General features: G+C 53.3%; 9 protein-coding genes. 5 read left to right on the top strand and 4 right to left on the bottom strand.

Features of this window, described 5'->3' with window-relative positions:
- Positions 1-9: 9 nt before the first annotated feature.
- Positions 10-783 carry a ferredoxin--NADP reductase gene (locus H2508_RS05715; protein WP_182169934.1) on the bottom strand — a complete coding sequence of 258 codons (774 nt, stop codon included), beginning with the start codon at positions 781-783 and terminating at the stop codon, positions 10-12.
- Between the two features lie 111 nt (positions 784-894).
- Between H2508_RS05715 and H2508_RS05710 the strand changes: the two genes are divergently transcribed.
- Positions 895-1809, top strand: a complete 915-nt coding sequence (locus H2508_RS05710) for a LysR family transcriptional regulator (RefSeq protein WP_182169931.1) — start codon at positions 895-897, stop codon at positions 1807-1809.
- A 9-nt stretch (positions 1810-1818) separates the two neighbouring features.
- Complete coding sequence (locus H2508_RS05705; RefSeq protein WP_182169928.1) at positions 1819-2346, top strand: SprT family zinc-dependent metalloprotease; 528 nt, start codon at positions 1819-1821, stop codon at positions 2344-2346.
- A gap of 11 nt (positions 2347-2357) precedes the next feature.
- Here the strand turns inward: H2508_RS05705 and H2508_RS05700 are convergent, their stop codons facing one another.
- Positions 2358-5237: a DUF748 domain-containing protein gene (locus H2508_RS05700; RefSeq protein ID WP_182169925.1), complete on the bottom strand. Its 2880-nt coding sequence runs from the start codon at positions 5235-5237 to the stop codon at positions 2358-2360.
- A gap of 75 nt (positions 5238-5312) precedes the next feature.
- Positions 5313-6314, bottom strand: coding sequence for an AraC family transcriptional regulator (locus H2508_RS05695; protein ID WP_182169923.1), 1002 nt, complete (start codon positions 6312-6314; stop codon positions 5313-5315).
- 321 nt (positions 6315-6635) lie between these two features.
- Here H2508_RS05695 and H2508_RS05690 point away from each other — a divergent pair, with 321 nt between their 5' ends.
- Genes H2508_RS05690 through H2508_RS05680 form a run of 3 tightly spaced genes read left to right on the top strand, consistent with a single transcriptional unit; the run spans position 6636 to position 9378 of the window.
- A complete protein-coding gene (locus tag H2508_RS05690; RefSeq protein WP_182169920.1) occupies positions 6636-7409 on the top strand; it encodes a 3-hydroxyacyl-CoA dehydrogenase in 774 nt (257 codons plus the stop codon).
- Between the two features lie 20 nt (positions 7410-7429).
- Positions 7430-8560: a CaiB/BaiF CoA transferase family protein gene (locus H2508_RS05685; protein ID WP_182169917.1), complete on the top strand. Its 1131-nt coding sequence runs from the start codon at positions 7430-7432 to the stop codon at positions 8558-8560.
- Positions 8561-8595: 35 nt separating this feature from the next.
- Positions 8596-9378 carry an enoyl-CoA hydratase/isomerase family protein gene (locus tag H2508_RS05680; protein WP_182169915.1) on the top strand — a complete coding sequence of 261 codons (783 nt, stop codon included), beginning with the start codon at positions 8596-8598 and terminating at the stop codon, positions 9376-9378.
- 86 nt (positions 9379-9464) lie between these two features.
- Here the strand turns inward: H2508_RS05680 and rapA are convergent, their stop codons facing one another.
- Positions 9465-12227: an RNA polymerase-associated protein RapA gene (gene rapA / locus H2508_RS05675; RefSeq protein WP_182169912.1), complete on the bottom strand. Its 2763-nt coding sequence runs from the start codon at positions 12225-12227 to the stop codon at positions 9465-9467.
- Positions 12228-12291 lie beyond the last annotated feature (64 nt).

Raw genomic sequence — 12291 nt, 5'->3', positions numbered from 1 at the left:
TGAGGCCGCTTAGCTCTCGACAAAGGCCCGCTCTATAACGTAGTGGGCTTGCTTGCCGTGACGTGATTCTTTGAAGCCGCGCTCGTCGAGTAATGTGCAGATATCTTTGAGCATGCTTGGGCTGCCGCAAATCATAAAGCGGTCGTGTTCCGGATCTATTGCATCTAAACCCACATCACTGGGTAGTTTGCCACTGGCTAGCAAGTCGGTTAGGCGCCCATTGTTGCGAAATTTCTCGCGCGTAACGCTGGGGTAATAGACTAGCTTTTCCCGTACATCTTCACCGAGATATTCATGCTGTGGGAGCTCCTCGGTAATGAACTCTTGGTAGGCGAGTTCTTCAATAAAACGGCAGCCATGAGTTAATACGATGCGATCAAAGTTTTCGTAGATTTCCGGGTCTTTGATAATGCTCATAAAGGGCGCCAGGCCGGTGCCTGTAGCTATGAGGTAGAGGTTGCGACCAGGCAGTAGGTTGTCCATCACCAGAGTGCCGGTGGCCTTACTGTTGATCAACAGCTGGTCACCAATTTCAATGTTCTGTAACTCTGAGGTCAGTGGGCCATCGGGTACTTTGATGCTGAAGAACTCCAGCTCATCTTCGTAGTTGGCGCTGACCAAGCTGTATGCACGCAGCAAAGGCTTACCCTCGCGCTCTAAACCGATCATAGTGAAATGACCGTTTTTAAAGCGAAAGCCTTGGTCGCGAGTAGTTTTGAAGCTGAACAAGCTATCAGTCCAGTGATGAACTTCAGTGACCTGCTCGGTAAGCAGCCTAGCCATATTACTAATCTCCTGATGGAATGAATGAGTGACAGCTTATGCCCTATCTATATATTGGTAAATCAGTAATTATGGATATATTATATCGGAAAAACCGATAAGGTATTGTCTATGCGCTATAGTCTTCGTCAGTTAGAGGTCTTTTTAGCCGCAGCTCGTCATCAAAATATCAGTCGTGCAGCTGATGATTTAGCGATGTCTCAGTCGGCGGCTAGCGGAGCCTTGAAACAACTGGAAAGCCAGTTTTCGGTACAGCTCTTTGATCGTGTCGGCAAGCGGCTTCATCTGAATGAGCTCGGAGCACAGCTGCGGCCACGGGCTGAAAATCTTTTGGCCCAAGCGCGGGAACTGGAGGAGGCTCTAGCGGGGCGCGAGGTTGCGGGTCGACTGAATATTGGCGCCACACTGACCATCGGTAACTATCTGGCAGTCAGAATGATTGCCGATTTCCGCCGCCAGTATCCAGCGACTGATGTCGCTCTTTCTGTGGCCAACACAGAAAATATTGCGGAGCGAGTAGCGAGTTTTACCCTGGATATGGGACTTATTGAAGGTGAGTTAAATCATCCAGATCTGGAAACGCGTCATTGGCGCTCTGATGAGCTGCAGGTGTTTGTCGCGCCCAGTCACCCACTGGCAGCTAAAGGGCTACTGGACGATAGCGACTTATTGGCCATGCAGTGGATCCTTCGAGAGCCGGGTTCGGGCACCCGTCAAACCTTCGATCGAGCACTGCGCGGCATCCTGGCGGATATTCACATCGCCATGGAGTTGCAACATACAGAAGCGATTAAGCGCGCGGTAGAGGCGGGTTTGGGCGTGGGCTGTTTGTCGCGAATTAGTTTGGTAGAGGCCTTTCAGCGCGGATCCTTGGTGCCCCTGCAGGTGCCGGGGCGGGACTTTCGCCGGCAATTAAACCTTATTATCCACCGACGAAAATTCCATAGTGCGGCTTTGTCGCAGTGGTTGCGGCTGTGTGAGGAGAGCTGGTCCGATATACTGCCCGCCCAAAGCAGTGCCACTTAGAGGTTAGAGTTGCAAGAAGTTGAGCCAATTGGAGCGCAGCAGCGTGAGCAGGTCATTGCTGCGACAGCAGAGTATATTGCGCTTGCTGAGCAGCATTGGCAGCGCCCTTTTGAAACCATTCCAGTGAGCTTTGATCTCAGTGGTCGCAGTGCTGGTATGTTTCGCGTCGCCGGACAGCGCCGCTGGATTCGCTACAACCCTTGGATTTTTAGTAAATTCTTTGAGGAGAATCTCGCTAACACGGTTCCTCACGAAGTGGCGCATTATATTGTAGATGTGCTCTACACTCGGCATCGCATTAGGCCCCATGGTCCCCAGTGGCGGGAGGTGATGCGGGTCTTTGGGGCGGAGCCAGAGGTGACCTTCAGTCTAGACCTGAGTGGAGTACCCCAGCGCCGTCAGCAGCGACACCACTATCACTGTGGCTGCCAGGACCACGCCCTATCCACCACTCGACACCACCGGGTACTCAAGGGCCTCGGGCGCTATCACTGTCGCCGCTGCCGAGGCCTCTTGGTTTATCAAGCTAGCGAATAACTAGGGGCAACTCAGGTATCAACTGACATTTCCACCCCACTGAAGCTATTGTTTTGATTCATCGGGTCGCTTGGTTCAATGACCGCCCGGTCAGCAGCAATGCCGCCCTCGGTGACCAGAAAGCGTTTAGTGCTGGCAGCGCGCTCTTCAGCTAAAGCTTTCAGGGCTGCACTTGGCACGTTGATCTGCTCTTGCACTTTACGTGCTTGCACCGTGGCGGAGGGGCTGGTGACGTCTTGCTGATCGCTTTCGCTGTTAGAGTTGCTGGCTAAGGCTGCGAAACGTTTGGCAATGGCGGCGGCCCAAGCTTCACTTTTGCCGTCGATCTCAGCTGCGCTCAGGCCCGCCGCGATTAGTTCGGCACGCAGTAGCTCCTGCTGTAACTTGGCGCGATCGGTCTGGGGTTCAATACGACCTTTAATGACCAATTTCAGTGCCGGTCGTTGTTGTAGTGCCTGAGCTAGCTCTAAGAGCTTTTCCTGAGAATGCTCATCGAGTACCTTGCTGCCAGCAGCGTAGCGAATTTGCTGCAGATCATCCTTAGTGCCGACTAGCTTGGCTAATAGAGTGAATGGCGAGCTAATGGCTTTAGTGATCAGGTTGGCAAAGGCGCCGAAGATCACGCTGCCAAGGCCAAATTCGGGGTCCTTGACGTTGCCACTGACAGGCACATCTAGATCAATCACCCCATTGGCATCAGTCAGTAGTGCTAGGCCCAGTTGTAAGGGAATGTTTAGCGCCTTGTCACTATCGACTTTCTTGCCCAACTTAAGCTGCTTGATCAGGACCTTGTTGTCGCCCTGTAGGCGTTCATCTTCTAGGCTGTATTTTAAATCCAGATTGAGGATACCGCGGTCGATAGCATAGCCGGCATAAGTGCCGGAGTAGGGTGTTAGACGAGCTAAGTCGACACCCTGAAAATTAAGCGCCAGATCCAGTATAGGAGGTTGGTGTAGCGGGGATGCGCTGCCTTTTAATACTACTGGGGCGTAGCCGTCCACAGAGCCCTTGATGTCCACGCTCAGGCTTTTATCCGGGTCGCTATCGAGGCCAATAATCGAGCCACTTAGGTCGCCAATGATAGTGCGAAAACGAATAGGAAGTGACTCATCCATAAAGTCCACTTCGCTGTTACTAAGATGAATTGCGGGGGCTGCGAAGCTCCAGCCGGAGTTGGCTTCGCTATCTGCTGCCTGTTCAGCTGAGGCGGCAGTGTGCTGCTCGCTCGCTTCCTCGGTGTTTGAGGCTTGGGCTTGTTCACTGATTAGATGCTGCAGATTTAGGCTGCCGTCTTCACGAATGTGAATGCGGCCGGCATAGCCATCGAGATGTAGTTGCGCTAAATCAATCCGCTGCGAGGGCAGGTCGAGCACCAGCTCCTTCCATTCCAGCATGTCCCAACTGGTCACAGACTGCTCTGCATCATCTATGGCAATGGCTAAGTCTTGCAACTGACCATCGACTTGGATTTTTTGGGGAGTAAAGGCTTGCAAACTCAGTGCGCCATTCAGGGCTGCTGAGCCACTGCTGAGTCGTGCGGTAAATTGCGCGGGGATATTGGGTGCAAACCAAGGTATTGGCAAATCCTTAAGATTAAAGCTTAGCTCGCCGTCGCCACTAGCTAAATTGATATTGCCGAGTACTTCGCTGCTAAATTCTTCGTTGATCTGGAGATCTAGGCTCAGATGACTGTCGGCTTGAGCCGGCCAATGAATGGCATCAACTTTGATGTTGAGCGGCGCAACATGAAGTCGCTCGGGGCTGGTGTAGGCTGAGCGCCAGAAGATTTCTGCCTCTTCGATAGCGGCTGTTTGCACTGCGAACTGCCAAGTACTGGGACTATCCTCACTATCGCTGTCGTTCTCCGTAGTTGCAAAGAAGCGAGTATTAAACATCGTCATGAGGCTGAGCTGCTGTTCTTCGAGCCAGCCTGAGACGCTCAAGCCATTGAGTGATGCCCGGGCGATATTGAGCAGCTCTTGGCTACTGTTGACGCTGATCTCATCGAGTTTTAGGCTGCTAAATGATACTGCGGTATCAGGCAGTTGCGCTGCATCCTTGGGCTCTAAGTTCAGTTGCTTGAGTTCGAGACTGCCTTGATCGATGTTGAAACGCAGTGCTTCGGACCAGTTCAAGTCATAATCTGCACTGAGATAGAGCTGGCCGCTGTTCAGTTCAAAGTCGAGCTGTTCGCGCACATAGCGCCAGAAAGGTTGTAAAGCGACCCCAGAGAGTGTGATGCGACCGCTGCTGTGGGCTGCTGGTAGTGAGAGCTCGCCATGCCACTTGAGGCTACCGCCGCTCTCATCTTGAAGTTCTATTTGATAGGGCTCATCCGCTACGGCGACCGTTGACAAGTGTTTGGCTCGAATATGCAGTGCATCCCAGTAGGTGGAGTAGGGAGTCTGCCGCTGGGCATCGCTAAGCCGTATACGCTCGGCGGATAGCTCTAAGAGCTCAATGCTAAGGCCAGGTATGGCAGAGGGGTCTTCTTGTTGGGCGGAAGGGGCATCTTGCTCCGCTGGCTGGGGCAGAAAATCATCGATATTGAGTTTACCTGAGGTATAGCGCTGCAGATGAAGATTGAGACCGAGTAGGGAGAGCTCATCTAAGACCCAACCTTCCCGCCATAAGCCACTGGTGGATAGGTTAAGGCTGAGGCGATCGATACTGGCGAAGTCGCCGCCATCGGCTTCATCTAGCTTAGCTTTATGGACTTCCAGTGACAGCTTAAAGGGGTTGAAAATAACGAGTTCGCTGCTGAAGTCGCGCTGGTATTGTTGTTTGATAAACCAATGCGGCAAAGTGTTGAGCAGTGGCATGATGAGTAAAATGCTCAAGGCAAGATAGACTAGGTACAAAGCGGCGATAATGCGCAACGCAGTTTTCACTAACAACCTCTCGATAATCAAATAAAATATACTGCTTACACTATAGCTAAGTTGGCAGTTTTACGAAGGGCTCGATTAAATGCCTTTGCGATAACTGTAAGGAGTCACTCCTGTCCAGCTCTTGAAAGCGCGAATAAAGGCGCTCGATTCAGAAAAGCCCGCGCGGTGAGCGATTTCCTCAATACTTAAACCCTGTTTGCCGAGATAGTGTAGCGCTGTGTCGCGCCGCAGTTGGTTCTTAAGTTCCTTAAAAGTGGTGCCTTCACCAGACAGTCGCCGGCGCAAGGTCTGGGGGTGCAATTCTAGCTGAGCGGCGACCTCGGGCAGCTCGGGCATACTGAGCATATTGCGCAGCAGCAGTGTTTTGACTTTGCTGGTCCAACTGCTTCGGGCGTAGTTCTGGGTGAGCATCAGTAATGCGGGGTGGCGTAAAAAGTGCCGCAGTGATTGCTCGTTTTGGACGATGCTTTTGTCCAGTAATGCGCTGGGCATTACCACCGCGCATTCGTCCTGATTGAAAGCGACGGGGTGGCCCAGAAACATATGGCGGTAATCGCTGGCCGCCGTTGCCATTGCATAGCTCAAGTGGACCGTTTGAATTGATAGGTGTTCCTGCACTAGCCAGCTACCTAAGCGGTGAGCATTAAATAGGAACAGCTCGGCCATATAGGGTTCGATTGTTGCACTTTGGCGCTGTTGTCGCAGACGCAGAGTGGCCCTGTCTTGGCTCACATCAAGCTCGGGTTCTAGCTCAAGGTCGAACATTTGATAAAAGCGACAATAACGGTGCAAGGCCTGCCCTAAGGTGTCACTGCCGATAAGGGCATAGCACATCATTGACCAACAGCCTAGAGGGAGGCGGCGACTGGCATAGCCCAGTGATTCATCGTCCATGTCGCGCATAGTGCTAACCTGTAGATCGGCAAAACGCTCGATAGAGATACGGGCATTCTCTTCCTGTAATAAACGGGGAGATATGCGGTTGCGACGCAATATTTCAGCTGGGTCCAGGCCGACCTTGACGGTGTTTTTCAATACGGCCCGAGCAAAATGTACAGAGATCGATTGGTTTCGCATAGTGCTTAAGACGCTAGCTTGTTTTTGCTGTCAGTTTGAGTCAATTTTATTGTCGGCACAGGTCATTGCTGGACTTTTACTTACTCACCATACTGGTTTGCCCTTAAGGCTGGGGCTCGGCTGCAGCACTTCCTGCCACATGATCTGCAACGGTGGTGGCGAAGAAGGCAAGCTTGCAGCGCTCTATGCGGTAGAGATTGTGCCACAGATGGGCGCTGTGAGGCAGGAGGCAATCGCTTGAGCACTTATCGTGCTCATCAGGTCTTACAGAGAATTGAACTTAGCAACAAGCACGCTTTAAAAATATATTGGAGAATAATTATGGATCTAGCAGGAAAAGTTGCAATTGTTACTGGTGGTGCTTCTGGGCTCGGGCGGGCGACGGTTGAAGCCTACGTAGCTAAAGGCGCCAAAGTCGCCATCTTTGACCTCAATGAAGGTAACGCCAAAGAGGTCATCGGACAGCTGGGTCAAGATAAAGTGGCTTTTTGGAGCGTCAACGTAGCAGATGAAGAGCAGGTTAAAAATGCGGTGGCTGAGGTAGTTGCAAAATTTGGCGCACTACATATTTGTAATAACTATGCCGGTATCGGCAATGCGGTGAAAACACTCAGTAAAAAAGGCGTGTTTCCGCTGGACCAGTACATGGCAGTGATCAATATCAACTTGGTTGGTACCTTTAACGTATCTCGCTATGCGGCTGAGCAAATGGCCAATAACGAGCCGATCAATGATGATGGTGGTCGCGGTGTGATCATTAATACATCTTCTGTAGCGGCCTATGAAGGCCAGGTCGGGCAGTTGGCTTACAGTGCCAGTAAGGGCGGGGTGGTTGGCATGACATTGCCTATGGCCCGCGATTTGGCTAGCTATGGCATCCGCGTCAATACGATTGTGCCGGGTCTAATCCATACGCCGCTGTTCAATATGATCCCAGAAGAAGCTTATAACTCACTAAAAAACAGCGTGTGCTACCCCAGACGGCTCGGTCAGCCTGAAGAAATTGCTCACCTGTCCGTATTTATAGCAGAAAACGATTACCTCAATGGCGAGTGCATCCGCTTAGATGGCGCCATTCGTATGCAGCCGCGTTAAGAGTTAAGGGAGATAATAGTATGGGACCACTGAACGGCTTTACGGTGATAGAACTGGCGGGTATTGGCCCCGCCCCGATGGCGGGCATGATTCTCGCTGACATGGGGGCAGAAGTGATTCGGATTGAGCGGGCTAATGCCCCCGACCCGCGTCAGATGAAAGACGTCAGCTTTCGCGGTAAAAAGTCTGTGGTATTGAACCTCAAAGACTCGGCGGGCGTTGAGGCATTGTTGAGGATGGTGGAGAATGCCGATGTCTTAATTGACCCCTATCGTCCTGGGGTCTGTGAAAAGCTCGGCATTGGCCCAGAGCAGTGTATGGCGCGCAATCCACGTCTGATTTTTTCACGTATGACCGGCTGGGGCCAAGATGGCCCACTGGCCCACGCGGCGGGGCACGACATCAACTATATTTCACTGACAGGGGCGCTTTATGCCACTGGTCGTGCGGGTGAAAAACCGGTGCCCCCGCTCAACTTAGTGGGCGATATGGGCGGTGGCGGTATGCTGCTAGTCAACGGCATCTTGGCCGCTCTGCTAGAGACCGCAAGCTCCGGCAAGGGGCAGGTTATCGATGCAGCGATGGTCGATGGCGCGGCACAGTTGATGTGGATGTTCCATGGCTTTGAAGCTTTGGGGGTGTGGGACGCGAGCCAGCGTGGCGCGAATATATTGGACGGCGCCGCACATTTTTACGACACTTACGAGTGTGCTGACGGCGAGTACATTTCGATCGGTTCTATTGAGCCGCAGTTCTACGCGCAGCTGCGAGAGCTGGCGGAGCTTCCAGAAGAATTTGCCGAGCAGCACGACCAAAGCCAGTGGCCGGCACTGACCACTAAGCTGGCCGAGATCTTTAAGCAGAAAACTCGTGCCCAGTGGTGTGAGCTGATGGAGGGCAGTGATGTATGTTTTGCACCGGTGCTGTCTATGCTCGAAGCTCCCTCGCACCCAGCTAATGTGGCTCGCAAAACTTATTTTGAGCTCGATGGCGTGACCCAACCGGCACCTGCGCCGCGCTTTAGTCGCACGCCGAGTGAGGTGCGTCACGGTGCTCGAGGCATCGGTGAAGATACCGACGCAGTACTGTCGGCAATGGGCTTTGCTGAGCAGGAAATCGAACAGCTCCGAGCGGCTGGCAGTATTGCCTGAGTCGCTCGGGATTATTTACTCACAAGGAAACAACTATGTCCGACTATGAAACCGTGCTGCTGGAGCGCCGCGATGGCGTGGCACTGCTCACCCTCAATCGCCCCGATAGCTTGAATGCATTCAGTGCTGAGCTGCGCCGTGATCTGGGTTTGGCGGTGGCTGAGGTCAATGCCGACGACAGCCTGCGCGTGGCAGTTCTAACAGGTAGTGGCCGAGCCTTTTGCGCCGGTGCCGACCTCTTGGAAGTGCAGGGTGATGACTTTGATGTGCGCCGCCAGTTACTGGAAGAGTACAAGCCCGTATTGAGCGCTATCAACGAGTCCAGCAAGCCTTGGATCAGTGCGGTGAATGGTGCTGCGGCGGGTATTGGCAGTGCTTTTGCTATGGTCTGCGATTTGACGGTCATGGCGGAGAATGCTTTTCTTTATCAAGCCTTTACTGCCATTGGCTTGGTGCCAGATGGCGGGGCTACTTGGCACTTGGCTCGAACAATCGGCCGTAAACGCGCTTACGAGATGATTGTAACGGGGGAGAAGCTGCGTGCCGAAAGGTGTTTGGAGCTGGGCTTATGTAATCGAGTGGTCCCTAGTGATGAGCTGCTTAGCGCCACGATGGACTGGGCGAAAGAGTTAGCCGGCAAGGCGCCTTTGTCCCTGCGCTACGCTAAGCAGGCACTTAACAGCGCTATGGAAGAGAGTGTGGCCGATACCATTTCCAGTGAAGCAGAGCTACAACATATCTGCATTAATAGCGCAGATGCCAAAGAGGGTGTGACTGCCTTCGTCGAAAAGCGCGAGCCTAAGTGGCAGGGTAAATAAAGCCAGTTTTGCTCAATCCGGTGCCTGCCCGCTGCAACTCTACAGGGGCAGAGCGCCGGATGAATCTCGCGCTGATTGCCTAGCTATTAGGTAGTTAGGATTAGTCTCAAAGCTTGGAGCTGCAAGCTCGCGTGGCGAATATGTACGGCACACTCGTCGATCTGGTAGTCCAAGTGATCTAACTCTTCCTGTCGAATAGCAGGGTTCACTGCGCGCAGGGCCTGTAAGCGCTCTCGTTCAGCCCCTAGTGTCTCTCTCATGGTCTTTTCAGCGCTGCTGAGTATGTCATCTAGGCGCGCCTGGGCTTGCCTTGTTGCCTCGAGCATTTTGGCGTCAACTTCTTCCTGCACCTGTTTAATAATAGCCAAGGCGACCGGTTTTTTAACATGCTGCACCAGCGTATTGAGGCGCTCGTGAGGCACCAAGTGGGCTAGGTCTTTACCCCGTGCGTCGATCAGCAGGCGGGTGGGCGACAGGGGTAGAAAGCGCTCCACCTGAAGCTCGCGCGGGGCCACGCAATTAATGGTGAAGACACTTTCTAAGAGCATCGTCCCCGGGGCGATACCCTTGAGCTTGATAGTGCCAATGGCGGCATTACCCAACTCTGTGGAAAGCACCATATCCATTGCCTCTACCAGCATGGGGTGCTCCCAAGTAAGAAACAGCATATCTTCTCGAGATAGGGCCTTATCGCGATTGAAGGTCACGGTGGTGCCTTCCTCGCGAAGATAGGGGAAGTGACCAGTGAGCATATGCTCAGTAGGGCGCAAGATCAGCGCGCCTTCCGAGTGGTATTCTTGGTCCACACCAAAAGCATCACAGAGCGCTTCTAGATAGGGTTGAAGCGCTTCACTGTTTTCGCGCTGGCCGATTTCTTGGATTAATGCCTGAGCGACAGCTGGCTTGCAAGAGTTGCGCTCTAGCAGGCGATCGCGACCTTCACGCAGCTCGCGGCGGGTGGCCTGAGTAAACTCGGCGGTGTCGGATACTAAGTCTTCAAACTCAGCTCCGCGCTGCTCTAGTTGCGCCAATAAACGATCGCGGAATTGCTCAAAAATCATATAGCCGGCGGAGCAACTATTACTGAAGGCATCGAGGCCATGCTCATACCAGTCAAGTAGAGTTTCCTGCGCACTGCCCTCTAGGTAGGGCACATGTATTTGTACGTCTTGCTGCTGGCCGATGCGGTCCAATCGGCCAATACGCTGTTCTAGCAAGTCGGGATTAAGCGGCAGGTCGAAGAGAATCAGGTGCTGAGCAAACTGGAAGTTGCGTCCTTCGCTACCAATTTCGGAGCACACCAAGGTTTGGGCGCCATTTATTTCGTCGGCAAAGTAGGCCGCGGCGCGATCGCGCTCAATAATAGATAGGCCTTCATAAAAAGCCGCTGAGCGAATACCGGCGCGCAGATGCAGGTAGTGCTCCAGGGCCACTGCGGTATCGGCATGGGCACAAATGACCAAGGCTTTAGCAGGGCGCAGCTGCTTAAGGATGCTCTCGAGCCACTTCACGCGGGGATCGAAAGATAGCCAGCTGTCATCGATATAGGGCAATTCTGGGTGCAAGCTAGACTGCAGGTCTAAACTGGCAAAACGATACTCATCTGGTGTAGGCAGCGGGTGGCGCTGAAGCTTGCGTAGAGGAAAGCCAGTGATCGCGGCGCGGGTGTTGCGAAACAGTACCCGTCCAGTGCCGTGACGGTCGAGTATCTGTTCGATTAACTGTTCCGCAGGGGCCTCGGGGTCCAAGCCCTCAGGTAAATCATCGGGGATCTCGCCAGCCTCCAGCTGCAGCGCCATATCACTCCAGCGGCGGTACTGCTGTTCCTCTTCCACAAACTGCTCAAGGGAGTGAAAGCGCGAGGCGTCCAGCAGGCGCAGGCGAGCAAAGTGACTGGCCTGGCCAATTTGCTCCGGCGTAGCGGTCAGTAGGAGTAGGCCAGCACTGACCTTCGACAGCGCCTCCACCAGCAGATAATCTTCCCCCGGGTCTTGTTCGCTCCAGTGCAAGTGGTGAGCTTCGTCCACCACAACCATATCCCACTCGGCAGCCAAGAGTTGCTGCTGTCGCTCAGGCTGTCCGATGAAAAGGTCGGTGCTGCAGAGCACTAACTGCTCGCTTTCAAAGGGGTTGTCGGCGTCGATCTCGGCCAGTCTTTCGCTATCAAATAAGGAGAAGTGGAGGTTAAAACGCCGCAGCATTTCCACTAGCCATTGGTGTAGCAAGCTTTCTGGCACCATCACCAAGACCCGCTTAGCGCGGCCGCTCAACAATTGCTGATGCAGGATCATACCCGCCTCAATCGTCTTGCCTAGGCCAACTTCATCGGCCAGTAATACACGAGGCGCAAAGCGTTGTCCGACTTCATTGGCGATGTACACTTGATGTTCCAGCAAGCTAGTGCGCGAACCGATCAAGCCCTGTACCGGTGAGCACTGTTGCTGGTTTAGATGTTCTAGGGTGGCAACACGCAAGGCGAATGCAGCATTGCGGTCGAAGTGGCCATTCAACAAGCGTTGCTGCGGAGTGGTCAACTGCACAAAGGCATCTAGCTCCAGCTCGGAAACCGTGACTTCCTCGTCGTGGTGATCAGTGCCGGTGTAGAGGAGTAGGCCGTGCTGCTCTGCAATGCTGCTGACCACCAGTTCCACGCCATTGACGGTGGAGATGTGGTCACCTTCCTGAAAGCGCAGTCGAGTTAGTGGGGCCCCATCGGTTGCGTAAGTACGCTCCTCTCCAACAGCTGGAAAGTTGACGGTTACACGGCGTGGTTCGATTTCTACAATCACCCCTAAGCCCAATTGAGCATCGGCATGACTGACCCAGCGTTGTCCTACAATGTACTCCATAACTACCTTTTGTCGGATCGAGCCGGCCTGCTGCCGGCAGAAAAGTCGCGTAGTTTAACATCGA

It is taken from the genome of Sediminihaliea albiluteola, from assembly GCF_014077625.1.
Lineage (GTDB): Bacteria > Pseudomonadota > Gammaproteobacteria > Pseudomonadales > Halieaceae > Sediminihaliea > Sediminihaliea albiluteola.
This window is presented reverse-complemented; position numbering and strand designations above follow the sequence as displayed.